The 26,241-nt window shown below is 26.5% G+C and carries 26 protein-coding genes; 24 read left to right on the top strand and 2 right to left on the bottom strand.

Annotated features, from left to right (window positions below; all coding sequences use genetic code 11):
* Positions 1-81 precede the first annotated feature (81 nt).
* From KMP11_RS04340 to prmC, 4 genes are all read left to right on the top strand, one after another.
* Positions 82-327 carry a type B 50S ribosomal protein L31 gene (locus tag KMP11_RS04340; protein WP_215755967.1) on the top strand — a complete coding sequence of 82 codons (246 nt, stop codon included), beginning with the start codon at positions 82-84 and terminating at the stop codon, positions 325-327.
* A 70-nt stretch (positions 328-397) separates the two neighbouring features.
* Positions 398-979 (top strand): thymidine kinase, encoded by a 582-nt coding sequence (locus tag KMP11_RS04335; RefSeq protein WP_216279545.1) that lies wholly within the window; start codon positions 398-400, stop codon positions 977-979.
* A gap of 12 nt (positions 980-991) precedes the next feature.
* A complete protein-coding gene (gene prfA, locus KMP11_RS04330; RefSeq protein WP_215755969.1) occupies positions 992-2,080 on the top strand; it encodes a peptide chain release factor 1 in 1,089 nt (362 codons plus the stop codon).
* Positions 2,080-2,922, top strand: a complete 843-nt coding sequence (prmC, locus tag KMP11_RS04325; protein WP_216279544.1) for a peptide chain release factor N(5)-glutamine methyltransferase — start codon at positions 2,080-2,082, stop codon at positions 2,920-2,922. The genes prfA and prmC overlap by 1 nt, the downstream gene beginning before the upstream one ends.
* 26 nt (positions 2,923-2,948) lie before the next feature.
* On the opposite strand, the gene KMP11_RS04320 is transcribed toward prmC, so the two are convergent.
* Complete coding sequence (locus KMP11_RS04320; RefSeq protein WP_253195981.1) at positions 2,949-4,202, bottom strand: replication-associated recombination protein A; 1,254 nt, start codon at positions 4,200-4,202, stop codon at positions 2,949-2,951.
* A gap of 137 nt (positions 4,203-4,339) precedes the next feature.
* Between KMP11_RS04320 and KMP11_RS04315 the strand changes: the two genes are divergently transcribed.
* The 4 genes from KMP11_RS04315 to KMP11_RS04300 are packed head-to-tail and all read left to right on the top strand — an operon-like array spanning position 4,340 to position 8,325.
* Positions 4,340-6,100, top strand: a complete 1,761-nt coding sequence (locus KMP11_RS04315) for a 2-oxoacid:acceptor oxidoreductase subunit alpha (protein ID WP_215755972.1) — start codon at positions 4,340-4,342, stop codon at positions 6,098-6,100.
* Positions 6,088-6,957 (top strand): 2-oxoacid:ferredoxin oxidoreductase subunit beta, encoded by an 870-nt coding sequence (locus tag KMP11_RS04310; RefSeq protein WP_215755973.1) that lies wholly within the window; start codon positions 6,088-6,090, stop codon positions 6,955-6,957. Before KMP11_RS04315 ends, KMP11_RS04310 begins: the two co-directional genes overlap by 13 nt.
* 14 nt (positions 6,958-6,971) lie before the next feature.
* Positions 6,972-7,247 (top strand): hypothetical protein, encoded by a 276-nt coding sequence (locus KMP11_RS04305; protein WP_216279542.1) that lies wholly within the window; start codon positions 6,972-6,974, stop codon positions 7,245-7,247.
* A 16-nt stretch (positions 7,248-7,263) separates the two neighbouring features.
* Positions 7,264-8,325 (top strand): M42 family metallopeptidase, encoded by a 1,062-nt coding sequence (locus tag KMP11_RS04300; RefSeq protein ID WP_216279541.1) that lies wholly within the window; start codon positions 7,264-7,266, stop codon positions 8,323-8,325.
* Between the two features lie 49 nt (positions 8,326-8,374).
* On the opposite strand, the gene KMP11_RS04295 is transcribed toward KMP11_RS04300, so the two are convergent.
* Positions 8,375-9,541: an FtsW/RodA/SpoVE family cell cycle protein gene (locus tag KMP11_RS04295; protein WP_215755976.1), complete on the bottom strand. Its 1,167-nt coding sequence runs from the start codon at positions 9,539-9,541 to the stop codon at positions 8,375-8,377.
* Between the two features lie 84 nt (positions 9,542-9,625).
* Here KMP11_RS04295 and mutS point away from each other — a divergent pair, with 84 nt between their 5' ends.
* From mutS to KMP11_RS04215, 16 genes are all read left to right on the top strand, one after another.
* Positions 9,626-12,166, top strand: coding sequence for a DNA mismatch repair protein MutS (gene mutS, locus KMP11_RS04290; protein ID WP_253195934.1), 2,541 nt, complete (start codon positions 9,626-9,628; stop codon positions 12,164-12,166).
* Positions 12,167-12,190: 24 nt separating this feature from the next.
* Entirely contained in the window at positions 12,191-14,083 is a 1,893-nt protein-coding gene (gene mutL / locus KMP11_RS04285) for a DNA mismatch repair endonuclease MutL (RefSeq protein WP_215755978.1), read from the top strand.
* 21 nt (positions 14,084-14,104) lie between these two features.
* A complete protein-coding gene (gene miaA / locus KMP11_RS04280; protein ID WP_215755979.1) occupies positions 14,105-15,025 on the top strand; it encodes a tRNA (adenosine(37)-N6)-dimethylallyltransferase MiaA in 921 nt (306 codons plus the stop codon).
* Positions 15,012-15,803: a regulatory protein RecX gene (locus KMP11_RS04275; protein WP_215755980.1), complete on the top strand. Its 792-nt coding sequence runs from the start codon at positions 15,012-15,014 to the stop codon at positions 15,801-15,803. Before miaA ends, KMP11_RS04275 begins: the two co-directional genes overlap by 14 nt.
* A 12-nt stretch (positions 15,804-15,815) precedes the next feature.
* Complete coding sequence (gene lepA, locus KMP11_RS04270; RefSeq protein ID WP_252344654.1) at positions 15,816-17,633, top strand: translation elongation factor 4; 1,818 nt, start codon at positions 15,816-15,818, stop codon at positions 17,631-17,633.
* Positions 17,626-18,783: a radical SAM family heme chaperone HemW gene (gene hemW, locus KMP11_RS04265; protein ID WP_215755981.1), complete on the top strand. Its 1,158-nt coding sequence runs from the start codon at positions 17,626-17,628 to the stop codon at positions 18,781-18,783. Before lepA ends, hemW begins: the two co-directional genes overlap by 8 nt.
* A gap of 159 nt (positions 18,784-18,942) precedes the next feature.
* Positions 18,943-21,030: a polyribonucleotide nucleotidyltransferase gene (gene pnp / locus KMP11_RS04260; RefSeq protein ID WP_215755982.1), complete on the top strand. Its 2,088-nt coding sequence runs from the start codon at positions 18,943-18,945 to the stop codon at positions 21,028-21,030.
* A 12-nt stretch (positions 21,031-21,042) separates the two neighbouring features.
* Positions 21,043-21,282 carry a DUF2129 domain-containing protein gene (locus tag KMP11_RS04255; protein WP_215755983.1) on the top strand — a complete coding sequence of 80 codons (240 nt, stop codon included), beginning with the start codon at positions 21,043-21,045 and terminating at the stop codon, positions 21,280-21,282.
* A gap of 17 nt (positions 21,283-21,299) precedes the next feature.
* Positions 21,300-21,854 carry a 16S rRNA (guanine(966)-N(2))-methyltransferase RsmD gene (rsmD, locus tag KMP11_RS04250; RefSeq protein WP_215755984.1) on the top strand — a complete coding sequence of 185 codons (555 nt, stop codon included), beginning with the start codon at positions 21,300-21,302 and terminating at the stop codon, positions 21,852-21,854.
* A gap of 1 nt (position 21,855) precedes the next feature.
* Positions 21,856-22,353, top strand: a complete 498-nt coding sequence (gene coaD / locus KMP11_RS04245) for a pantetheine-phosphate adenylyltransferase (protein ID WP_215755985.1) — start codon at positions 21,856-21,858, stop codon at positions 22,351-22,353.
* A 2-nt stretch (positions 22,354-22,355) separates the two neighbouring features.
* Complete coding sequence (locus tag KMP11_RS04240; RefSeq protein WP_215755986.1) at positions 22,356-23,432, top strand: undecaprenyldiphospho-muramoylpentapeptide beta-N-acetylglucosaminyltransferase; 1,077 nt, start codon at positions 22,356-22,358, stop codon at positions 23,430-23,432.
* A 2-nt stretch (positions 23,433-23,434) separates the two neighbouring features.
* On the top strand, positions 23,435-24,049 hold the full coding sequence (locus tag KMP11_RS04235) for a phosphatase PAP2 family protein (RefSeq protein ID WP_215755987.1): 615 nt from the start codon (positions 23,435-23,437) through the stop codon (positions 24,047-24,049).
* Positions 24,042-24,281 (top strand): YhdT family protein, encoded by a 240-nt coding sequence (locus KMP11_RS04230; RefSeq protein WP_216279540.1) that lies wholly within the window; start codon positions 24,042-24,044, stop codon positions 24,279-24,281. The genes KMP11_RS04235 and KMP11_RS04230 overlap by 8 nt, the downstream gene beginning before the upstream one ends.
* A 1-nt stretch (position 24,282) precedes the next feature.
* A complete protein-coding gene (gene panF / locus KMP11_RS04225) occupies positions 24,283-25,743 on the top strand; it encodes a sodium/pantothenate symporter (protein WP_216279539.1) in 1,461 nt (486 codons plus the stop codon).
* Between the two features lie 9 nt (positions 25,744-25,752).
* Positions 25,753-25,926, top strand: coding sequence for a DUF6501 family protein (locus KMP11_RS04220; RefSeq protein ID WP_215755990.1), 174 nt, complete (start codon positions 25,753-25,755; stop codon positions 25,924-25,926).
* A 16-nt stretch (positions 25,927-25,942) separates the two neighbouring features.
* Complete coding sequence (locus KMP11_RS04215; protein WP_215755991.1) at positions 25,943-26,161, top strand: hypothetical protein; 219 nt, start codon at positions 25,943-25,945, stop codon at positions 26,159-26,161.
* Positions 26,162-26,241 lie beyond the last annotated feature (80 nt).

The raw sequence follows: 26,241 nt of genomic DNA, 5'->3' as shown, positions 1-26,241 counted from the left end.
TAATAATTTGGTATGTGAATTATATTCACTCAAAATAACTCTGTTCATATTTTAAGTGTTCAGGGCAAAAGGAGATATAAAATGAAACAAGGAATACACCCAGATTATCGTAAAGTTGTATTTATGGATACAACAAGTGGTTTCAAATTTTTAAGCGGATCAACTAAACCAGCTAAAGAAACAATTGTGTGGGAAGATGGTAATGAATATCCATTACTAAAAGTGGAAATTAGTTCAGACACTCATCCATTTTACACAGGACGTCAAAGATTTGCTCAAGCAGATGGACGTATCGAACGTTTCAACAAAAAATACGGAATCAAGTAAAAATTATAAAAACAGACAACTGCAAAGATTGTCTGTTTTTATTCTATATTATTAAAAAAATGGAGAATGTATGTTTGAATATAGAAAAACGGGTTGGATAGAATGTATTTGTGGAAGTATGTTTTCTGGTAAATCAGAAGAATTAATACGCAGAATAAAAAGAGGAGTAATTGCCAAGCAAAAAGTTTTACTATTTAAACCTGAAATTGATAATAGATATAGTAAAGATAAAATATCGACACACAATGGAAATAGTTACGAATCAATTTCTATAAAGTCGTCATCGGAAATTTATGATTATGTAAAAAATAAAAATTATGATATTATAGGAGTTGATGAAGTGCAATTCTTTGATAAAGATATATTAAAAGTTATAAATGATTTAGCAAATAACGGGGTAAGAGTTATAGTCGCTGGTCTGGATATGGATTTTAAGGCTGAACCATTTTATCCTATGCCAGATATAATGGCTGTTAGTGAAATAGTTACGAAATTACATGCAGTATGTAGCAAGTGTGGGAGTGAAGCAAGTCTTAGTCAAAGATTAATAGATGGAACACCAGCAAAATATAATGACCCTGTTGTTGTAATTGGAGCTAGTGAATCTTATGAAGCTAGATGTAGACATTGTCATGAAATAAAAAGAGATTAATAGGAGATAGACATGGAAATACTAGGTCAACTTGAAATAGTGGAAGAACGCTATGAAAAATTAAATGAATTGTTAAGTGATCCAGATGTAGTGAGCGATACTAAAAAATTAATGGAATTTTCTAAAGAACAACGCTCTATTGAAAAAACAGTAATAGTTTTTAGAGAATATAAAAAAATAGTTCAACAAATTGCAGAAACAAAAGAACTTTTAGAGATAGAAGATGATAAAGAAATGAAAGAAATGATGCAAGAAGAACTAAAAGAATTAGAACCAAAACTTTCACCTATGGAAGAAGAATTAAAAATATTATTGTTACCAAAAGACCCAAATGACAGCAAAAATGTTGTTGTTGAAGTTCGTGGTGCCGCTGGTGGAGATGAGGCTGCATTATTCGCAGGAGATTTGTTAAGAATGTATACTAGATATGCAGAATCTCAAGGTTGGAAAGTTGAAATTTTAGAAAGAACTGAAATTGGAATAGGTGGAGTTAAAGAAGCTACTTTCCTTGTGTCGGGAGAAGAAGTTTATTCTAAAATGAAATTTGAAAGTGGGGCACACAGGGTACAACGTGTACCGACAACAGAATCTAGTGGACGTATTCATACATCTACCGCAACAGTAGTAGTATTACCTGAAGTTGAAGAAATAGAAGTAGATATTAATGAAAATGATATCCGTGTAGATACATTTGCATCTTCTGGTGCAGGAGGACAATCAGTAAATACAACAATGTCAGCAGTCAGATTAACACACATACCTACTGGAGTTGTAGTTTCTATGCAAGATGAACGTTCACAAATAAAAAATAAAGAAAAGGCAATGAAAATTTTACGAGCTAGAGTTTATGATAAATTCCAACAAGAAGAACAAGAAAAATTTGATGCTGAAAGAAAATCAAAAGTAGGTACTGGAGACCGTTCAGAAAGAATAAGAACTTATAATTATCCTCAAAACAGGGTTACTGACCACAGAATAGGTCTTACTATTCAAAAGTTAGATCAAATTATGGAAGGAAAACTTGATGAAATAATGGAATCTTTAAGAATAGCTGAACAAACTGAAAAAATGGCAGAATTAAATAAAGGCGATGAATTATAATGAAAAGAAAACAAGCTTTAGAAAAAGCTTGTTTTCTTTTAAGAGAACAGGCAAAAGAAGAAAGTCTAGCTAGATTTTTATTGATGTATTTACTTGATGAAGATGTTAGAAAATTTAATAATAATATAAATTTAGAATTAGAAAAAAAATTAGAAGAAAAATATTTTAATTTAATAAATGAGCATATATTAACAAATAAACCCTTAAGTCATTTAGTAGGTTTTGATTATTTTTTTGATAGAAAATTTATAGTAAATAAATTTGTTCTTTCTCCAAGAATGGAAACAGAAGAGTTAGTTTATACCGTAATAAATTATATAAGAAAGAATGAAAATAATAACATTAAAATATTAGATTTATGTACAGGTTCTGGAATAATAGGAATAAGTTTAGCTAAAGAAATACCGAGTTTATTAGTAACAGCATCTGATATAAGTTGTGATGCTTTGTCAGTTGCAAAAGAAAATGCAAAAAATCTAAAAGCTCATATAGATTTTATACAGTCTGATATTTTTGAAAATATAGAAGATAAATTTGATATTATTGTTTCTAATCCGCCTTATATTTCTTATTCGGAAAAAGATAGTATAGAAAATAATGTTATAAACTACGACCCTCATATAGCCTTGTTTGCTGATGAAGATGGTTTATATTTTTATAGAAAAATATTAGAGCAGGCAGAAAATTATTTAACTAAAGAGGGTTTAATATTTTTTGAAATTGGATTTAATCAAAAAAATAAAATTATAGATTTAGCGAAAAAAAATAATTTTGATGCTGAAATTTTAAAAGATTTAAATGGTAGGGCTAGAATAGCCATAGTTATAAGAATAAAAAAATAAAAGTATTGCAATTTATTGCAATACTTTTATTTTAAACTTTTAAGAAAATCTTGATATAATTTTAAAATTTTTTCATTTTTATTTGATATATTAGGTTCATAAAATCTTTTATTAATTAAATTATTAGGAAGATATTGTTGTTTTATATAATTATTAGGATAGTTATGAGGATATTTATAACCAAGACCTGCACCTAGTTTTTCTGCTCCGCTATAATGATTATCTTTTAAATGATTTGGTATTTCAAATTTAGGATTGTTTTTAATTTCTGTTAGTGCTTTGTCTATTGCCACCATAGCACTATTCGATTTTTGTGATAAAGCAAGTTGAATTACTATATTAGCAAGTGGTATTCTTGCTTCTGGTAAGCCTAATGATTTTGAAGATTCTATTGCCGCATGAACGAATGAACCAATATTAGGATTAGCTAAACCAATATCTTCATAAGCTATAACATATAATCTTCTGCATAAAGTTTCCAAATCTCCACTATCAATTAGTAGTGCTAGATAATAAAGGGCAGCATCAACATCACTACCTCTAATTGATTTTTGTAAGGCGCTTATAGCATTATAAAAATAGTCTCCATCTTTGTCATAAGATTTAAAATTTCCCAAGGATAAGTTTAAAAATTTTTCCTTACTTATAACTTCATTTTCTTCAGAAATATTATATATTATTTCTAAGGTATTAATAGCAAATCTTAAATCTCCATAAGAATTTTGTGATATTATTTTATAGACTTCATCATCTATATTAATATTTTTATTAAAAATTTCAATGTTATTACTTATTGTTCTTAAATAAGTATATATTTCTTTTTTCTCAATTTGTTTTAATTCAAATATTTTTAATCTTGACCTAATAGCAGGTGCTACACTGTGATATGGATTTTGTGTTGTACAGCCTATAACAAATATATTTTCATATTCTATTTCTGGTAATAGTATATCTTGAAGAGGCTTTGTTAAACGGTGAAATTCATCTAATAATAAAATAATTTTTTTAAATCTTTTGGATTCTTCTATAACATCTGTTAAATCTTTTTTAGAACAATTTACAGCATTTAAAATTTTAAATTTAAAATTTAATTCGTTAGCTAAGGCTGAAGCTATTGTTGTTTTTCCTATTCCTGGTTGCCCGTATAATATAAAAGAAAACATATTATTTGTTTGGATAATTTTAGTTAATATTTTACCATCACCGATTAGATGTTTTTGTCCGACAACTTCACTTATAGTTTTTGGACGTAGTTTATTTATTAAATTTCTCATAGTTATCCTTTCTAAATAAAGTGAAAAAATAAATAAAATATGCTATAATGTAATGATATTATAAGTACTGAATAATGTAAATAATAATTAATAAAATAGTTATTATTTTTAAATTTTAAAATTTCTATTGAAGGAGATTTGGAATGATAAATAAATTATCTTGGAAAATAGGTGGCGAACAAGGCGAAGGTCTTGAGAGTACGGCTGAAATTTTTTCTACTGTAATAAATAGTTTGGGATATAATATGTATTCTACAAGAAATTTTTCGAGTAGAATTAAGGGTGGGCATAGCACCAGTAAAATTTGTATTAATGAAATTAAAAAACAATCTATTGAATATAAAACTGATATTTTATTAGCTTTTGACCAAGCTACACTAGAAAATTATATAGATGAATTACATGATAATAGTATTATTATAGTTGATGATAATATAAAACCAATAATTCCTGAAAATATTTTTTGTAGAGTTGCTGTATTTCCAATCACAAAATTAGCTAAAGAAATATCAAGTCCCATAATTAAAAATTTAATTACTTTAGGAATATGTTCAAAGCTATTAAATATAGAAACAAATCTTTTTTTAGAAATGATTGAAAATAAATTTTCTAGCAAGGGACAAGATGTAGTAGAAAGTAATATTAAAGCCTTTGAAGTAGGTCGTGAAATAATGACTGAATACGTGGAAAAAAATAATATTACTGATGAATATTATTTGAAAGTTTTACATAAAAAAGAAAAAAATAATATGTGGTTAATAGGTAATCATGCTGCAGCTATAGGTGCTTTGGCTGCTGGCTGCAGAGTTTACGCAGGTTATCCAATTACTCCTGCAACAGAAGTTATGGAATATATGTTTGAAAATTTAAGTAAATTTGGCGGAGCCTATATTCAAACAGAAGATGAGCTTGCGGCACTTGGTGTAGTCTTGGGAGCAGGTTATGCAGGAGCTAGAGCTATGACAGCAACATCTGGTCCAGGTATGGCATTGATGACAGAATTTTTAGGTTTAGCCACAATAAGTGAACAGCCTGTCGTTATATATGACGCTCAAAGGGGCGGACCTGCAACTGGATTACCAACAAAAATAGAACAATCAGATATTTTCCATTCTGTTTATGGTGGAGCAGGTGATGCTTCAAGAATAGTTTTGGCTCCAACAAGTGTTGAAGATAGTTTTAATATAATGATAGAAGCTTTTAACTTAGCAGAAGTTTATCAAAGCCCAGTAGTTGTTTTATCTGATTTACAACTTTCTATGAATAAAGAAACGGTTAAATATTTTAATTTTTCTAATGTAGAAATTAATAGGGGTAAATTGCTGACAGAAGAAGAAATAGCTGAACTAGAAAATACAGTTTATTTCAAACGTTATGATTTAGAAGACTTAGTTTCTAATAGGGCAATTCCAGGACAAATAGGAGGTATTCACAATGCAAATAGTTCGGAACATTCAGAATATGGGTTACCTTCTGAAAATCCAATAATACGTCAAAAACAAACAGAAAAAAGAATGAAAAAAGTAGCTTTGGCATTTGCTAAAGAACCTTTTGTATATAAAAATTATGATAATGAAAATAATATTTTGTTAATTGGTATTAATTCTGTTTGTGGCACAATAGATGAAGTATCAAGCCTCCTTAAAGAAAAAAATATTTCTGTTGACACATTACACATAAGACAAATTTTTCCTGTTTCTAGCAAAATAGAAGATATAATAAATAAATATAAAAATGTATATGTAGTAGAGCATAATTATAATGCTCAATTAAAAACAATTTTAGAAGCTAATTTAGATTTAGCAAAAAAATTAAATAGCATAAGAAAATATAATGGAGATATTTTTTATTGTCATGAAATTATAGAAGAAATTACTAGGGAGGAAAATAGATGGTTACATTAAAAAATTATAGAAATGATGTTAAACCTGATTGGTGTCCAGGCTGTGGAGATTTTTCTGTCCTTGCTGGTATAAATAAGGCAGTAGTAGGTTTAGGAATAGAACCACATAATTTGGTAATTTCTGCTGGTATAGGTTGCTCAGGGAAAATTAGTGGTTACACTAGAGCTTATGGAGTACAAGGATTACATGGAAGGTCTCTGCCTGTGGCACAAGGAATAAAGTTAGCAAATAAAGATTTGACAGTTGTTGCTATGGGAGGTGATGGAGATGGTTATGCTATCGGCTTAAATCACGCTATTCATGCAATGCGTAGGAATATCAACATTACTTATGTAGTTATGGATAATCAACTTTATGCTTTGACAAAATCTCAGGCTTCTCCAAGGTCTGATTTAGGTTTTGTAACAACAACTACCTTAGACGGTTCATTAGATACCCCTATATCTCCTATGAAAATTGCTCTTTCAGCTGATGTGACTTTCGTAGCCCAAGCATTTACTGGTAATATGAAACAACTAGTAAATATTTTAGAGCAAGCTATCGCTCATGAGGGCTTTTCTCTTGTTAATGTATTTAGTCCTTGCCATACTTATAATTATAAGAATACTCCTAAGTGGTTTAAAGAAAATTTAACAGAATTAGATAGTCTTGAAAATTATGATTATACTAATAAGTATGAAGCATACAGAATTTTAGATGAGTATAATGATTTAGTTACAGGTATAATATATAAAAACGATAATAAAAAAGCTTTCGAACAAAATTTAAGTGAAAATGAAGGATTTAAATCCATATCAAAACAAGATATATCTTTTGACGAGAAAATTTTTACTATCTTGTGTGATGAATTTAGATAAAGGAGATGTTTGTTATGAGTAAGTTAAAAAAAATAGCTTTATTATGTGCTTTAGGTTTATGTACTTATCCAGTATATAAAAAAATAAATAATTTGAAAAAAGAAGATGATTATATAATAGAATGTAAAAAAACTATATTAGAAATGGGCTATGAAATAAGAGATAGTTGGTGTTTTAATTTACCTGAAAACAACTACTTAGAATTTTCGTTTACGGATTACAAAAATAAAAATTATACAGTAGTTTTCAATAAATTAGAAAATAAAATAATTTCAATAAAAAAAGTATAAAAAATTAAGGGGAAACATGGAGAATTCAATAAAAATTTTTAAAGAATTAACAGATTTAGATGCAACATCAGGATTTGAAAGTGAAGTAGCAAATTATTTAATTGAAAATTTAAGTCCTTATGTTGACAGGATAGAAAGAGATAATTTAGGCGGAGTATACGCATATAAAGATTCAAAAAATCCTAAGTCAAAAACAGTTTTAATTGCTGCCCATATGGATGAAGTAGGATTTATGATAACAAAAATATTATCTAATGGGTTTTTAAAATTTGAACCTTTAGGTGGTTTTAGAGAAGATGTATTACTTTCACAAAAATTCACTATAACTAATTATCACGGAGAAAAATTTGTAGGAGTTATTCCGTCTATACCTAAACATTTTGTAGGAGGAAGTCAGCAATCAGTAAAAATTAGTGAAATGACATTAGACATAGGTGCAAGTTCTGAAAATGAAGTTAGGGAATGGGGTATTAATGAGGGAGCATTCGCTACACCTAGAACAGAATTTGAACGCTTATCACAATATCGTTTAATGGCAAAAGCATTTGATAATAGATACGGTTGTGTCATGATAGTAGACTTATTAAAAGAATTAAATAATATTGAATTAGACTTTAATTTAGTAGTCTGTGCTACTGTTCAAGAAGAAGTAGGTTTGCGTGGAGCAAAAATTGCTGCTAATAAAGTTCAACCAGATTTATGTTTAGTTGTTGACTGTAGTCCTGCAAATGATATGGACGGCAACAAAAATTCAAACGGGAGACTAGGAGAAGGATTTTTAGTAAGACTTATGGATAGAACTATGGTATTAAGAGCTAACCTTAGAGAAAAAATAGTTAGTTTAGCTAAAGACAATAATATAAAATATCAGTATTTTACATCTCCTGGTGGAACAGATGGTGGAGCAATACATAAATCACTTTTAGGTATTCCAACAGCTGTGATAGGAATATGTGGTAGATATATTCATACACACAATTCAATAATTGATATTAGAGATTACTTATCAGCTAAAGAAATAATAAAAAAAGTTTTAACGTCTGTTGATGAAAAATTCATTTCTGAAATTTGCTTGTAAGTAATATAAAAACAGGATAATTTTAAAAATTATCCTGTTAAAATTATTTTTAATAATCAATATATTCTTCGTTTTCTTCATCTTCAGCTAATTCTTTGTAGATAGTATTATTTATCTTTAAAATAATACCAAATAATATAGAATTAGCTATAAGTGAACTTCCTCCGTAGCTTATAAAGGGTAAGCTAACACCGATAACAGGTATTAATCCTGTTGATGAATATGTGTTTATTATGAATTGAAAACTGAAACTAAAGACAGTTAGTAAAATAAAATAGTAACTAAAATTGCCGTGTTGACATTTTTTAGAAATTCTTATTATTTTGTATAAAAATATAAAATATATAAAAATAAAAATTGTAGCACCTGCAAAACCATAAATTTTAGCAATTACAGAAAAAATGAAATCATTAAATTGCTCGTCTATATAGTTGATATTTTTTGAAAAACTACCATAAAGACCAGCAGTAGACATTTCATTAAGAACTTGAGTTATTTGATATGAAAAATTATAGGTAAAATCTTCTGGTCTTAACCATGACAATAATCTTTTTAATTGATATGGTTTTATTCCTATATTACTTAAAAAAGTAGGAAAATAAATTGCAAGCAATATTATTGAAGCTATAAATCCTAAAATGCTGCTATATATAATAAATAGTGTTTTACTTCTACTGCAAACTAAAAAGACTAGTGCTAAAAATAAAAATATAAAGTATAATCCATTACCTAAATCATTTTCTTTAATGATAAGAATTAATGGAATAGATATTATAATACCTAGTTCAAGTAGTTTGGCAATATCAGAAATTTTTTTAAAATGTTCTTGTATTATTAAGTAACTTAAAATAGCAAGTGTTGATATTTTTGCAAATTCAGACGGTTGAATGGTTAATATTTCGAAGTTAAACCAAGCCTTTGCTCCATTTATTGTAGGAGCTATTGATTCAGGTGCAAATATTAATAAAACAAGAATAACTGTTGTAAATAGATAAAATAAAATACTCATTTTCTCGTATGTTGATATAGAAATTTTTTGTATAAGATATATTAAGAAGAAACTTACAATATAAAATACAAGTTGTTTTAAAAATAAGGTTGGAGTTTTTTCATTAATATATTCAGCAAAAAATATTGAACTTATGCTTATAAAGGATAGTAAAAAATAAAGTATTAATAAAGAGATATTACTTTTTTCTAAAATAAACTTTTTCAAATTTTCAACTCCTTTTTTGCAATAATTATACAATAGAGTAAATTTTAATTCAATAAAAGATAATGGAATACAGATAATAAAGAGGTGATTTTTTTGAAATATACTCCCATGATTGAACAATATCTAAAAATTAAAGAAAATTATAAGGATACTTTTTTATTTTATAGACTAGGTGATTTCTATGAAATGTTTTTTGATGATGCAATAGAAGCATCAAAAATTTTAGAGATAACTTTGACTGGAAGAGATGCAGGAGTAGAATCTAAAATACCTATGTGTGGTGTCCCATTTCACTCTGCTTCTAACTATATTGATGTTTTAGTTAATAATGGTCATAAGGTAGCTATATGTGAACAAGTTTCACAAGCAGGACAAGGCAAAATTGTTGAAAGAAAAGTTGTTCAAGTTATAACACCTGGGACATACATGAACTATAAAAATTTAGATGAAAATAATTATATAGGTTGTGTTTATTTTTTTGATAATAAATATTATTTAGTCTTTATAGATATTATGACTGGGGATAGTAGGGGCACAGTATTAAATAATATTGATGATTTACTTGATGAAATATTAAAAAATAATATAAAAGAAATTTTAAATATTAATATAGAAAATTTGACTTTAAGAAATTTATATATAACTAGAATAAATTTAGATAAAGATTTACATTTTAGTAAAACAGAACTTATTTCTGATAATTATTTAAAAATTTCTGCTAATAACTTGCTAAAATATATAGAAGAAACCCAAAATATGAATGTAGACAACATAAAAGATTTTGAAGTATACTTTAAAAATAACTACGTTTATATGACTAATTATTCTATAAAAAATTTAGAAGTTACAAGAAATATGGCAAACGGTTCTAAAAAAGGTTCTCTTTTAAGCGTTATTGATAGAACAAAAACAGCTACGGGAGCTAGAAAAATAAAAAAATGGCTAGAAAATCCCTTAATTAATTTAGAAGAAATTATAAATCGCCAAAATATTATTACAGATTTTATTGAAAATTATTTTGAAAGAATGGAAATTCAAAACTTTTTAAAAAAAGTTTATGATTTAGAAAGAATAGCGACAAAAATTTCTTATAATATTGTTTCGCCTAAAGACCTAGTTAATTTGAAAACTACCTTAGAAAAAATACCAGAGATAAAAAATATTCTTTCTAGTATTAAATCTGATAATATAACAAGATTAAATAATAAAATTTTTGAACTAGATAACTTAAAAGAATACTTACAAAAAGCAATAAGTGATAATGCTGGTCAAACAGTAAAGAGTGGTAATGTAATAAAAGAAGGTTTTAATGTAGAATTAGATAATTATAGAAACGCTCAAGAAAATTGTAATAATATGCTTATAGAAATAGAAACTAGAGAGAAAGAGCGTACAGAAATAAAAAATTTAAAAATTAAATACAATAAAATTTTCGGTTATTTTATAGAAATATCTAATGCAAATTTAAAAAATATTGATATAGAAAGTTTGGGTTATATTAGAAAACAAACACTTTCTAATTGTGAAAGATATATATCAGAAGAACTTAAAAAGGTTGAAGATTACATATTAAATTCAAATTCTAAAATTGAAGATTTAGAATTAGCATTATTTCAAGATATAAAAACAAGGACAAGAGATTATATCCAAGATTTACAAAAACTTGCAGATAGACTTAGCGATTTAGATGTATATATTTCTCTTGCCAATGTTTCAGAAGAATTTTCTTATGTGAAGCCTATTTTTAATAGTGATAGAAGTATAAATATAGTTAATGGTAGACATCCTATAGTAGAAAGAATGGTAGGAGATTTATCTTATATTAGCAATGATTGTGTTTTTGATACTAAAGATAATGTTTTATTAATTACAGGTCCGAATATGTCTGGTAAGTCAACATATATGAGGCAATTAGCATTAATAGTAATTCTTGCACAAATAGGTTCTTATGTTCCATGTAGTAGTGCAAATATACCAATATTTGATAAAATATTTACAAGAATTGGGGCATCTGATGACTTAGCTGGTGGAAAATCAACTTTTATGGTTGAAATGATGGAAGCTAAAAATGCCTTGCTTGAATCAACTGACAAATCCTTATTAATATTTGATGAAATAGGTAGAGGAACATCAACATACGACGGTATTGCACTAGCACAATCTATCTTAGAATATATTAATAATAATATAAAGTGTAAAACTTTATTTTCAACTCATTATCATGAATTGACGAAATTAGGAAAAGAGGTAGCAGGAATTAAAAATATTCACGTTTCAGCTAAAGAAGATAAGGGAGAACTCATATTTTTATACAAGGTGATACCAGGAGCAATAGAAAAAAGTTACGGGATTCATGTTGCTAAATTAGCTGATTTGCCAGAAGAAATTATAGATAAAGCAAATGTAATATTAACAAACTTAGAAAAAGATAACGAAGATATTAATACTTCTAAGATAAATGAAAATATTTCTAATGAATACAAGATGTTATCATTTGATTTAGATGATAATAATGAAAAATATCAGTATATCGAAAAAATATTAAAAGAATTAGATTTGTTTAACACAACGCCATTAGCCGCATTACAAGTGTTAAATGATTTGAAAAATAAATTAATTGAATAAATAGGAATAGAAGGGAGGTAAATAATGAGCAAAATAAATATTTTATCAGCTGAACTTTCCAATAAAATATCAGCAGGAGAAGTTGTTGAAAGACCTGCCTCAGTTGTCAAAGAATTACTAGAAAATTCTATTGATGCTGGGAGTACAAACATAAAAATTATAATAAAAGAATTTGGAATAGAAGAAATAAGAATTATTGATAACGGTAGTGGCATTAGTAATAATGACATGGAAAAAGCATTTATGCGGCATGCAACAAGTAAAATACGTACAGATTATGATTTATTCCACATAGAAACTTTGGGTTTTAGGGGAGAAGCATTAGCAAGTATTGCCTCTGTTAGTAATATTGATATAAAAAGTTGTGCTTCTGATGAACAAGGTAAGCGTCTTATACTAGAAGGTGGTAAAATTGTAAAAACAGAATATTATGCCCTTATACAAGGAACAGATATTAGCGTGAAAAATTTATTTTATAATACTCCAGCTAGATTAAAATATTTACGTAATTCTTATACAGAACAAGCAAATATAATGAATGTAGTTAATAAGCTAGCTCTATCTTATCCTAATATAGCTTTTGAAGTAATAGTTGATGATAAAATATTGTTAAAAACATACGGAGATAATAATATTCATAAAATTATTTCTAAAATATATAGTCTTACTGTTGCAAAAAATATGCTTAAATTTAAGGCAACAAGTGATGACTATAAAATAGATGGCTATGTGTCAAAACCAGAGGAAACTAGGGCGAATAAAAATTATATAAATATTTTTATTAATGGTAGATATATTAAAAATTATGCTATTCAAAATGCTATAACAGATGCCTACGGAACATTTTTGATGAAAAACAGGTTTCCTATTGCAGTTATAAATATAAATATGAATCCTATTCTCTTAGATGTTAATGTTCACCCAACAAAACAAGAGATTAGACTTTCAAAAGAATATGAATTAATTTCACTAATAAAAGATGCTATATCAGAAAGATTATCAGAAAACACCTATATACCAGATGGAATTAATAATGTTTTGCGTAATAAAAGTAAAGATTATTCTAAGCAACTAGATTTTTCAAATGATTTGGATAAAGAATTTGTTGCCAAAGATAGTCCTTATTTAGATTCAATAATTAATAATATTTCTTACAATCAAAGGATAAGTGATAAAAATGTAGAAATAAATACAGAAGATAAATTTGATAATTTTACAGACCAATCTTATAAAAATTATAATATTAATTTTGAAGAAAATACTCTAAAGGTAGAAGAAAAAATTGAGGACAGATATTTAAGCAATATTGAGGAAAAAAATTCTAAATATACTAAAATAAATTTACCTCAATTATCAGTTTTAGTACAAATATTTAAAACTTATATATTGGCACAAGCTGGAGAGAATTTGTATTTAATAGACCAGCACGCAGCACAGGAACGTTACAATTTTGAGAAATTTCAAAAAATATTTTCAGAATCAAAAAATATTTCCAAACAATTATTAATACCTATAACTTTTAATTTTTCAGTCGAAGAAGTGGCAAATATAAAAAATATATCTGAAAAATTAAATAGCTTAGGTCTTGTTATTGAAGAATTTGGTAATAATTCTTATATAGTTAGAGAATATCCGACTTGGATAGAAAATGACGCAGAGCATATCATAAGAAGTATTATTGACAAAGTCTCTTCTGATAAAAATATTGATATATTAAAACTTAGACATGATGCCATAGCAATGGCTAGTTGTAAAGCTTCTATAAAAGCTAATCAATATTTAACACATTTAGAAATGGAAAAAGTAATTTCAGATTTATATTCTTGTAAAAATCCATTTACTTGTCCTCATGGCAGACCGATAATAAGTAAACTTACAAAAAAAGATTTAGAAAAAATGTTTAAAAGAATAGTTTAATAATATAAGTAGGAAGAAAAGATGAATATACCAGTTATAGCTATTGTTGGAGCAACATCAGTTGGAAAAACAAATCTTAGTATAGAACTAGCAAAAAAATTTAATTGTGAAATAATTTCTGTGGATAGCGTTCAAATATATAGAGATTTCAATATAGGTTCGGCAAAAATAAAAGAAGAAGAAATGCAAGGAATAAAACATCATTTGATAGATGAATTAGACCCAATAGAAAATTTATCTGTATATGAATTTCAAAATCTAGCTAGAAGAAAAATTGAAGAAGTTTACTCAAGGGGGAAAATACCTCTTTTAGTTGGTGGTACCGGATATTATATGAATGCTATTTTATATAATTATGAATTTTCAAATTATAATAAAGATTTTAATATTGATAATATATCCCTAGAAGAGATGTTACAATATCTAAAAGAAAATTTTTTAGAAACCTACGAAAAAATTGATAAAAAAAATATGCGTCGAATAGTTAATGCTTATAAATATGCTATTTACGAAAGTAAATCATTGATAGAAAATAATAAGGGAACAGAAATTTATTATAGGTACAATCCTCATATCATAGTTTTAAATAGAGAAAGAGAAATTATCTACAATAGAATAAATGTTAGAGTAAATATTATGTTAAAAGAAGGACTTGTAGAAGAAGTAAAATCTATTATAAATAAATATGGCAATAAACTTCAAGCACTTAATTCTATTGGCTACAAAGAAGTAGTTAATTACTTAAATAATAATCAAAATCTTGAATTTCTTGAAGAAGATATAGCAAAAAACTCAAGAAGATTTGCCAAACGTCAAATAACTTGGTTTAGAAATAAAATGCCAGATACACATTGGTATAATATAGATAATATCGAAGAAATAGAAAGTATTTATCCTGATGTAGAAAATTTTTTAATGGTAAAAAATAATGAAAATAATTAATATAATAAAATTTAAAAAAAAATATAAACTTGACTTTGATAGTAGAGAACCCATATTTATCTCTGAAAATACTTTATTGAATAATAATTTAATAAAGAAAGGTGAAATATCAGAAGAAAAATTATTAAATATTTTATCAGACGAAAAAAACGAACAAGCCTTTTCTAAAGGTCTAAATTATTTAAGTTATGGTTTACGTACAGAGCAGGAAATTGAAAATTATCTTATTAAAAATAATTTTTTAGGAAATCAAATACAATACGCTATTGAAAAATTAAAGAAATTAGATTATATTAATGATATAAAATTTACAGACTTATATACTAAAGATAGTGTTACTATAAAGAAAAAAGGGCCTAGCTATATAAAAAGAAAATTGCTAGAAAAAGGAATAAAAGAATCTTATATAGATAGTTCTATTTTAAAAATTTGTACTTATGAAATCCAATGCGATAATATTTATTCAATTATAAAAAAAGAATATCTTAAAAATTCAGAATCAAAAAATAAAAAAATTCAAAAAATAACAAATAAACTTTATTCAAATGGCTATAATTTTGATATAATAAATTCTGTCTTTAAAATTTTTTTTGAAGATAATATTGAAGAAAATAATGATGAAATTATAATAAAAAAATATTATGATAAAGCATATACAAAATTTAGTAAAAATTATGAAGACAAGTATATTTTAAAACAAAAAATACTTGAGAAGTTGTTAAGAGATGGTTTTTCTTATAATGATATTAAAGACTATTTTTCAAAAATTGGAATTTAAAGGATTAAATTGATGGATAAAAGAAAAGAAAGACAAAAAAGAATAAGAAATTTTTCTATTATAGCCCATATCGACCATGGCAAGTCAACGCTGGCAGATAGAATTTTAGAAAAAACTAAAGCTATAGAGTCTAGAGAAATGAAAGCTCAACTTTTAGATTCTATGGATATAGAAAGAGAAAGAGGTATAACAATAAAATTGAATGCAGTTCAATTAAAATATACTTCAAAAAACAATGAGGAATACATACTACATTTAATAGATACACCAGGACATGTAGATTTTACCTATGAAGTATCTCGTTCTTTGGCTGCTTGTGAAGGAGCTATCTTAGTTGTTGACGCGGCACAAGGCATAGAAGCACAAACTTTGGCTAATGTTTATTTAGCACTTGATAATAATTTAGAAATTATTCCAATTATTAATAAAATTGATTTACCTGCCGCTAATCCAGAAAAAGTAAAAAAAGAAATAGAAGATGTAATAGGTTTACCAACAGACGATATAGTTCTAGCTTCTGCTAAAGCAGGTATTGGTATCGAAGAAATTTTGGAGCAAATTGTAGAATATATACCGGAGCCTACGGGAGATTCTAACGCTCCTCTACAAGCCTTAATATTTGATTCTGTTTACGATCCGTATAGAGGAGTTATAGTATCAGTAAGAATAAAAAATGGTACTGTTAAAGCAGGTGATAAAATTAAAATGATGGCAACAGGTGGAGTTTTTGATGTTACAGAAGTAGGGATACACACACCTAAAGAAAAAATTATTGATGAACTTACAGTAGGAGATGTTGGTTTTATCTGTGCATCTATAAAAAATGTTAGTGAAACTCGAGTAGGAGATACTATAACGTTATTAAAAAATCCAGCTAACCAAGCCTTACCTGGTTATAGAAAATTAAATTCTATGGTTTATTGTGGTTTATATCCGATTGATTCAGCTAAGTATAATGATTTAAGAGAAGCTTTAGAAAAATTAGAATTAAATGATTCTGCCTTGCAGTATGATGCTGAAACTTCTCAAGCCCTAGGGTTTGGTTTTAGATGTGGATTTTTGGGAATGTTGCATATGGAAATAATCCAAGAGCGTATAGAAAGAGAGTTTAATATAGATATTATTGCTACTGCTCCTTCTGTTGTTTATAAGGTTGAATTAACTGACGGAAGTGAAATTGATGTTTCCAATCCTTCAGAAATGCCCGACCCACAAAAAATAAATCAAATAAAAGAGCCTTATGTAAAATCTAGTATTATGGCACCTAATGATTATGTTGGCTCAGTAATGGAACTGTGCCAGAAAAAAAGAGGGACTTTTATAAATATGGATTACATTGACGCAACAAGGGTAAATATTATCTACGATATGCCTTTATCAGAAATTGTATTTGATTTCTTTGACCAGTTAAAATCTAATACTAAGGGGTACGCATCTTTCGATTATGAAATGACCGGTTATAAAACAAGTAATTTGGTAAAAATGGATATACTATTGAATGGGGAACAAGTTGACGCACTAAGTTTTATAGTGCATAGAGAATTTGCATATAATAGAGGAAAAGTTATAGTTGAAAAACTTAAAAAATTAATTCCGAAACAACAATTTGAAATACCAATTCAAGCAGCAATAGGTAATAAAATTATATCTCGTGAAACTATAAAAGCTATGAGAAAAAATGTACTGGCAAAATGTTATGGTGGAGATATTAGCAGGAAAAGAAAATTATTAGAGAAACAGAAAAAAGGAAAAGAACGCATGAAAGCAGTAGGAAGTGTAGAAGTTCCTCAAGATGCATTTATGTCAGTTTTAAAAATGGACGATGAATAAAATAATAAAAAATAAAAAGGGAATATATATACATATTCCCTTTTGTAAATATATATGCTCTTATTGTGATTTTAATAAATTTTATATTCAACATCAACCAGTTGATGAATATATAAAATATTTAATAAAAGAAATTCAAAATATAAAAGATAAGAATGAAATAGAAACAGTATACATTGGAGGAGGCACACCAAGTGCTCTTAATGATGGTCAGTTAGTTTTGTTATTAAATGCGGTTAGTCAAGTAGTAGATATAAATCAATTAAGAGAATTTTCTTTTGAAGCTAACCCAGAAGATTTAACACTAGATAAAGTGAATATCTTAAAAAAATTTGGAATTAACAGAGTGAGTATGGGAGTTCAAACCTTAAATGATGAATTACTAAAAGTAATTGGCAGAGGTCATAAAGAAAGTGATGTAGAAAATGCAATCTTAAATTTAAAATTAGTTGGCATAAAAAATATAAATGTTGATTTGATGTTTTCTTTACCCAATCAAACAATGGAAGACTTGTATTTAACTATGAAAAAAATAATTTCTTATGATATACCTCATATTTCTTGTTATTCATTAATTCTTGAACAAAGAACTAAGTTGTATAATCAAGTGAAAAATAAACACGTTATATTACCAACTAACGAAGTAGAAGAAAAAATGTATTCAGCTGTTATCGACTACTTAACAAACAATGGCTTCACTCAATATGAAGTTAGTAATTTTTCGAAAAAAGGTTACGAGAGTATTCATAATACAAATTATTGGAAAAATTTTGAATATTACGGATTCGGTGCTGGGGCTCATGGCTATATAGATGGAGTTAGATATTCTAATCATGGTCCTGTTAAGTTTTATATTGATAGTATGAAAAAAAATGGTCATGCTCGTAAAGAGATAACGCAAGTTTCAAAAAAAGAAAAAATAGAAGAAGAATTTTTTTTAGGACTAAGATTGCTTAGTGGAATTAATTTATTAGAAATTGATAAAAAATATAATATTAATTCCAGAGAAATATATATGAATAGTATTGAGAGTAACATAAGTAAAAATTTTTTATCGCTAGAAAATAATATAATTAAGCTAACTTATAAGGGTTTATTTTATGGAAATGATGTTTTTTCAGATTTTATAATTATTTCAGAAAATGAGTAACGAAAGTTACTCATTTTTTATATGATAATCTTTATTATTATTGTATTTTCAAACAATACATAGTATAATATGTTAGTGAATTTATAGACTAATCTAGCATTAAAATAAAAATTATTTGATAAGTTAAATAAAATTAATTGAAATTGAAAGGTAAATATAATGTTTGAAAATAAAAAAATATATAAAACTACATTAGCTGGTAAAGAATTAATAGTAGAAATTGGAGAATTGGCAAGACAGGCAAATGCTTCTGTTTTAATAAGATATGGAGATACGGTTGTATTGACAACAGCAGTAGCATCAAAAGAAGCAAAAGATGTAGATTTTTTCCCGTTAACTGTTAATTATGAAGAAAAAATGTATTCTGTTGGGAAAATCCCAGGAGGTTTTTTACGAAGAGAAGGACGTGCAGGAACGGAAGCAACTTTAGCGGCACGTTTAATAGATAGACCAATTAGACCACTTTTTGAAGATGGATTTAGAAATGAGGTACAGGTAGTTTCAACAGTTCTTTCAGTAGAATATGATTGTGATCCAGTTATGGCAGCTATGTTGGGAAGTTCTTTATCTTTATCTATATCAAATATACCATTTAAATCTTCGATAGCTGGAGTTACAGTTGGATATATTGATGGTCAGTATATTATAAATCCAACTGTTGACGAATTAGAAAAATCATTAATAGATTTAAAAGTAGCAGGTACTAAATATGCTATAAATATGGTTGAAGCTGGTTCTAAAGAAGTATCAGAAGAAGTTATGTTAAATGCCATAATATTTGGTCATGAAGAAATAAAAAGACTAATATCATTTCAAGAAGAAATTGTATCAGAAATTGGACAAAAAAAAATGGAGGTAACTCTAAAAGTTCTTGATGAAGAAATATACAATGAAGTTTATAATAAAGTAATTGAAAAAATGAAATTTGCAATTTCTATAAAAGATAAACAAAGTAGAGATGAGGCTATTTCTCTAGTTAAAAATGAAGTGATTGAATATTATGAAACATTAGAACTAGAAGATTTAGAAAAAACTATAAAAGAAGTCAAAGACTCTTTAGATAAAATTATAAAAAATGAAGTTAGACGAGAAATAACTGAAGATAAAGTTCGTCCTGATGGTCGTGAACTAACAGAAATTCGTCCACTGTCATCAAGAATAGATATTTTACCGAGAACGCATGGATCAGCAATATTTACTAGAGGTCAAACACAATCATTAGGAGTTGTAACTTTAGGTAATATTTCAGACGAACAAATAATTGATGATTTAACACAAGAAGAAAATAAAAGATTTATGTTACACTATAACTTCCCATCGTTTTCTGTTGGAGAAATAGGGTTTAGTAGAGCACCTGGTAGACGAGAAATAGGTCATGGGGCATTAGGAGAAAGAGCATTAGAACAAGTAATCCCTTCTAAAGAAGAATTTCCTTATACTATACGTGTAGTATCAGAAATTTTAGAATCTAATGGCTCAAGTTCTCAAGCAACTATTTGTTCAGGTTCAATGGCTCTTATGGCTGCAGGAGTACCTATAAAATCGCAAGTGGCAGGTATTGCTATGGGACTTATTAAAAAAGATGAAAATTATACTATTTTAACTGATATACAAGGTATGGAAGACCACTTAGGAGATATGGATTTTAAAGTAGCAGGAACTGAAAATGGAATTACCGCTCTTCAAATGGATATAAAAATTGATGGTCTTAGTGAACAAATATTAAAAGAATCTTTAGAACAGGCTCGTATAGGAAGATTAGAAATTTTAAACCACATGAATAGTATCATATCTTCTCCTCGTTTGGAAGTTTCAGAGTATGCACCAAAAATTAAAATTATTAAAATTAAACCTGATAAAATTAAAGATGTTATCGGTTCTGGTGGAAAAACTATCAATGAAATTATTGATAAGACTGGCGTAAAAATTGATATTGAGCAAAATGGAGATGTATTCATTTCTTCACAAAATATTTCAGATATAAATCATGCTGTTGAAATAATAGAAAACATTGTTAGGGAAGCAGAAGTAGGCGAAGTATATTTAGCTACTGTTAGAAGAATTGAAAAATTTGGAGCGTTTGTTGAATTATTCCCAGGTACAGATGCATTAGTACACATTTCAAAACTTTCTGATAAACGTGTAGAAAAAGTAGAGAATGTTGTAAAAATAGGAGATACCATTAAAGTAAAAGTAACTAAAATAGATGAAAAAGGAAGAGTTGATGCAACTTCTAACTTTGAGTAAAAGAGGTTATTTATGCAATTATTTTCAAACAAAAGAAAAGGCATATATGTTTATTTTAAACATGTTAGAGATATAAATAAATTAGAAAAATATGGCAATGTAATAACATATTCAAAAAAAAATAGATATATTTATTTTTATTTAGATGAAAATAAGGCAAATAAAGTTGTTGCTGAACTTAAAGAAAAAAAGTTTGTAAAAAAAATAATTTTCTCTGAATTGGCAGAACTAAATATTGATTTTCACAAATAAATGTATATAGAGGAATTATGAGAGTAATATCAGGAAAATATAAATCTATTAAATTAAACAGCCTAGAAGGAATGACTACAAGACCTACAACTTGTAAGGTAAAGGAAAGTTTATTTAATATGATTGACTGCTACAACATGAAAATTTTAGATTTATTTGCTGGTAGTGGTGGTTTAGGAATAGAAGCAATAAGTAGAGGTGCTAGGCACACAACATTTATAGATGGTAGTTCTTTGGCAATAAAAATTATTAATAGTAACATAAAAAAATGTAATGTTGATAATGAGTTATTCAATGTTTTTAAAAATGATTACCTAAGGTCTTTAAAAATATTTTCAAAAAAAAATGAAAAATTTGATATTATATTCTTAGATCCACCCTACAAAAAAAAGTTAATTGATTCTGCATTAGAAAATATAGTAAATTTGAATTTATGTAAGGATTTTTGTCTTATTGTATGTGAATATAGTTCAGAAGAAAAAATTAATTTTGATAGTAAAAAATTATCAGTTTATAAAGAAAAAAAATATGGAAAAATAAATATTACAATTTTTGAATATAGGGAGAATTAAAGTGAAAAAGAAAATAGCAATAATTCCAGGAAGTTTTGACCCTATCACTAATGGGCATTTAGATATTATAAAAAGAAGTAGCAAAATATTTGATGAAATAATAATAGCTATATTGGTTAATCCTGACAAAAATTATTTATTTACAAGAGAAGAAAGAGTAGATATGATAGAAAATATTGTATCTAATTTGCCTGAAATGAAAAATGTTAGGGTTGATAGTTTTTCTGGATTGTTGGTAAATTATGCAAAAAAAGTAAATTCTAATGTTATAGTTAGGGGACTAAGGGCAGTTTCAGACTTTGAATATGAAATGCAACTTACATCAATGAATAAAACATTAGATGAAAATATAGAAACATTTTATATGATGACAAATACAAAATATTCTTTTATTAGTTCTAGTATAGTAAAAGGGGTTTCAGGATTTGGTGCGGATTTGACAAAATTTGTTCCTAAATTAGTTGCAGAAAAATTAGAACAAAAATTGAAAGAGGAATAGAAGTGAAAAAAATATTATTTACTGGTGGTGGAACCATAGGGCATGTCGCTGTAAATGTAGCCCTAATAGCAGAATTTAGAAAATTTGGATACAATATTTCATACATAGGTAGTAAGAGTGGTATAGAAAAAGAAATGATAGAGAGTATTTCTGATGTAAGATATTATGAAATAAGTTCAGGAAAGTTAAGAAGATATTTTTCTATTAAAAATTTTACAGACCCCTTTAGAGTTCTAAAAGGAATAATTGAATCTATAATAATTATGAAAAAAGAAAAGCCGAATTTTGTATTTTCAAAAGGTGGCTTTGTAAGTGTTCCAGTATGTATAGCAGCAAAAATTTTAAAAATACCGTCATTACTACATGAATCTGATTTAAGTCCAGGACTTGCAAATAAGATAAATATAAAATTTTGCAAACATATATTTACAACTTTTGAAGAAACTATAAATTACTTACCAAAGGAAAAATCAAGTTTAATAGGTGTTATAGTTAGAGATGATATATATACTGGTGAAGCTGAAAAAGCATATAAATTTACTGGCTTAAATAAGGCAAAACCTATAATTTTGGTTATGGGAGGGTCTTTAGGCTCTAAAATCATTAATGAATATATATGGAATAACTTATCAAAATTATTGGAGAAATACCAAATAATCCACTTGGTAGGAAAAGATTTATATAATAAAAATGCTAAAGGTAATGGATATGTTCAATATGAATTTTTAAATAAAGAACTTTTTGATATTTTTCAAATTGTAGATTTTTCAATATCAAGGGCAGGTGCAAATTCAATTTATGAATTTTTAGCTCTAAATATTCCATCTATTTTAATTCCCTTAGGAAAAAATCAAAGTCGTGGCGACCAAATAGAAAATGCAAGTTTTTTTGAAAAAAATAATTTTGCAAAAGTTATAAACGAAAATGATTTACCTAACTTAGATACAAAATACTTTGATGATTTTTCATCTAACATACCAACTATTAAAAACAATATGATAAATTATAAGAAAGAAAAAGATATTATAAATACTTCTAAGAAATTTTATAATAAAATACTTGATATATTGGAGGATTAGAAGTGAAGAATATAAAAATTTTAACTTATGCCAAAATAATATTTTTTATTTTATTAATGGCTATTGCAATAATATATCCTAAAAATTTATTTGATTTTATTTTAACGGATATGATTACATCTATTTTTAAAAACAGTATTTTTTTAACGCTAGCAAAATTCATTTCACATTTACTTCATGATAAGATTTTACTTTTACTAATGGGAATTTTAGGTATATTTTTATTTTTTATAAAAGAATACAAGAAATCTATATTTATTTTAGGGAGTGCATTTTTTTCTGCTAGCATAACTTTAATTTTAAAGCATATTATTGGTAGAGTTAGACCACTACCAGATGTTTTTTCTGGTGGAAGTTTTCCTAGTGGGCATTCTGTTGTAGTTGTAGTTTTCTTTATGGCTTTAATATTTGTTATTAACAAAAAAAATCTATTGAAAAAACTTTTTACTGTATCAATTATATTAATAGGATTTTCAAGGTTAGTTCTTGGGGCTCATTATTTTACAGACGTTTTGGCTGGTATGCTTTTGGGAAGTATATTTATAGATTTAATGAAAGAATATTATCTTAAACTTTATACAATTTTTTCAAATATAACGGGGTTAGAAGATGAATAAAAATAAAGATTATGTATATGCTTTGATTTTAGTATTCATACACTTTTCTTTATGGTATTATTTTGCATACATAAGATATGCTGATATTGAAGTTAAAGATTATAAGTATATCTTAGGAATACCAGAATGGTTTTTTTATAGTTCAGTTGTAACAAGTATTTTTGTAATATTACTACTAATTTTATTTTGTAGAAAAATATTTAGTGAAGATATTTCTGAGGATTTAAAATAATATGAATAACGTAAATAATATTAAAGTAATTTTATTGTTTTCTGTAATATTTTTAACTATAATACTTCTTCCGCTTATTTTAAATAAATTAAATATTAATAAAAATAATGGAACTTTTTTTGAAAAATATTATTTAGCAGATAGAAAAGTTAGTGGTGTAATTCTTGCAATCACCCTTATGTCTACTTATGGTTCTGCTTCTACGTTTTTATCAGGTCCTGGTGTAGCCTATAAATTAGGTCTTGGTTGGGTTTTATTAGCGGTTATTCAAGTTACTGCTGGCTACTTTGTATTGCTGGTATTGGCAAGAAGATTTCAAAAAATTGCTAAGAAAATCAATGCAATTACAATAACTGATTATTTAAAATATAGATATAATTCAAATTTATTGGCTTATATTGCAACTTTTGCAATGATAATATTTATTTTAGCAGCCATGTCAGGTCAATGGATAGGAGGAGCTAAGTTAATATCTGCTCTTTTTGGTGTTGAATATAAATTTGCTATTATAATAGTTTCAGTAATTATATTGTTTTGTGTAGTTTTTGGTGGTCTTAAAAATATTTTAATAACGGACATGATACAAGGTTTAATAATGATTTTTGCGACGATAATATTATTTATTTCTGTTTTACGTTATGGCGGGGGAATAGAAAATATAATGAATAACTTATATGCACAAAATCCAAATTTATTAACTCCTTATGGTTCAAACGGAAGTTTAACAGCCATGTATGTAACATCTTTTTGGGTTTTAGTTGGTATTGGTTTAGTAGGTATTCCACATATCGCTATTAATTCTATGCTTTATAAAAATGAAAAAAGTTTAAAACAATCTATAATAATGGGAACAATAGTAATATTTATAGTAATGTTTGGAGTTCATTTTATTGGAGTTATAACAAGAGGTTTATTTTCAGATATTACAGATTATGATTCATTAATACCCATTGTTTCAATTAAAATATTACCTTGGTATTTAACAGCCATAGTATTATCATCACCAATGGCGGCAATAATTACTACTGTAAATGCACAGTTTTTATTAATATCATCTAATTTAACAAAAGATATTATTTTAAATATAAGAGGGATAAAAGATAAAATTTCGGGAAAAAATATACCGATATTAGTTTATTCTGTAAATATAATAATTTTAATACTGGCTGTAATTTTAAGTATTAATCCTCCTGCTATTATAGTAGAAATTAATTTATTTGCTTTTGGAGGTTTAGAAGCAACTTTTTTATGGCCGATAGTTTTAGGTTTATATTGGAAAAAAGCAGAAAAATTTGGAGCTTTAAGTTCAATATTTTTAGGTTTATCAAGTTATATCATATTTAAAAGATTTTATAAAATAACTTTTATTGAACCAGTAGTTATATCTTTAGCAATATCTTTGATAGCATTTTTAATAGTATCAATTTTATCAAATATAAATAAAAATAAAAATTTAATTTAGGAGAAAATTATGAAAAAAGTAAGAGTAACAAATACAAATGCAGAAAAATTTACTGTAAGCAATGTTTTAACAGTAGGAAAAGAATATGAAGTAGTTAATGAAACGGGAGAATATATTTTTGTTAAAGATAATACAGAAGAAATAGCAGGATTTTATAAAGATTATTTTGAAGAAATAAAATAAAATTTAGGTATTATTAATGGAAAATTTTAATTTTAAAAATTATGTATTACTTATTATTGCGGTTATAATAATACCTGTATTATTATTTTTAATAACTACTTTAGCTAATACTATTTCTAAAAAAAACATTACAATAAATAATTTTTCAGAAGTGAAAATTGCTAATCAAGTCCCTGAAGAAGCAAAAAAAGAAAACAGCATTCCAGCTGCAAATTCTACAAATAAAAAAAGTTAAAAATATAAAACACAGTTTAATAATTTAAACTGTGTTTTTGTTATATCGTTGATATTTTGACTTTGTAATTTCTTTATAGT

The sequence above is a fragment of the Gemella sp. zg-570 genome (assembly GCF_018866345.1).
Lineage (GTDB): Bacteria > Bacillota > Bacilli > Staphylococcales > Gemellaceae > Gemelliphila.
This window is presented reverse-complemented; position numbering and strand designations above follow the sequence as displayed.

Coding starts and splice junctions, on each gene's coding strand:
- pnp (WP_215755982.1), top strand. CDS start 18,943: ATGTTTGAAAATAAAAAAATATATAAAACTACATTAGCTGGTAAAGAA.
- miaA (WP_215755979.1), top strand. CDS start 14,105: ATGAATATACCAGTTATAGCTATTGTTGGAGCAACATCAGTTGGAAAA.
- panF (WP_216279539.1), top strand. CDS start 24,283: ATGAATAACGTAAATAATATTAAAGTAATTTTATTGTTTTCTGTAATA.
- rsmD (WP_215755984.1), top strand. CDS start 21,300: ATGAGAGTAATATCAGGAAAATATAAATCTATTAAATTAAACAGCCTA.
- lepA (WP_252344654.1), top strand. CDS start 15,816: ATGGATAAAAGAAAAGAAAGACAAAAAAGAATAAGAAATTTTTCTATT.
- KMP11_RS04275 (WP_215755980.1), top strand. CDS start 15,012: ATGAAAATAATTAATATAATAAAATTTAAAAAAAAATATAAACTTGAC.
- KMP11_RS04255 (WP_215755983.1), top strand. CDS start 21,043: ATGCAATTATTTTCAAACAAAAGAAAAGGCATATATGTTTATTTTAAA.
- prmC (WP_216279544.1), top strand. CDS start 2,080: ATGAAAAGAAAACAAGCTTTAGAAAAAGCTTGTTTTCTTTTAAGAGAA.
- hemW (WP_215755981.1), top strand. CDS start 17,626: ATGAATAAAATAATAAAAAATAAAAAGGGAATATATATACATATTCCC.
- KMP11_RS04340 (WP_215755967.1), top strand. CDS start 82: ATGAAACAAGGAATACACCCAGATTATCGTAAAGTTGTATTTATGGAT.
- KMP11_RS04300 (WP_216279541.1), top strand. CDS start 7,264: ATGGAGAATTCAATAAAAATTTTTAAAGAATTAACAGATTTAGATGCA.
- prfA (WP_215755969.1), top strand. CDS start 992: ATGGAAATACTAGGTCAACTTGAAATAGTGGAAGAACGCTATGAAAAA.
- mutL (WP_215755978.1), top strand. CDS start 12,191: ATGAGCAAAATAAATATTTTATCAGCTGAACTTTCCAATAAAATATCA.
- KMP11_RS04220 (WP_215755990.1), top strand. CDS start 25,753: ATGAAAAAAGTAAGAGTAACAAATACAAATGCAGAAAAATTTACTGTA.
- KMP11_RS04310 (WP_215755973.1), top strand. CDS start 6,088: ATGGTTACATTAAAAAATTATAGAAATGATGTTAAACCTGATTGGTGT.
- KMP11_RS04305 (WP_216279542.1), top strand. CDS start 6,972: ATGAGTAAGTTAAAAAAAATAGCTTTATTATGTGCTTTAGGTTTATGT.
- KMP11_RS04230 (WP_216279540.1), top strand. CDS start 24,042: ATGAATAAAAATAAAGATTATGTATATGCTTTGATTTTAGTATTCATA.
- KMP11_RS04215 (WP_215755991.1), top strand. CDS start 25,943: ATGGAAAATTTTAATTTTAAAAATTATGTATTACTTATTATTGCGGTT.
- KMP11_RS04335 (WP_216279545.1), top strand. CDS start 398: ATGTTTGAATATAGAAAAACGGGTTGGATAGAATGTATTTGTGGAAGT.
- KMP11_RS04315 (WP_215755972.1), top strand. CDS start 4,340: ATGATAAATAAATTATCTTGGAAAATAGGTGGCGAACAAGGCGAAGGT.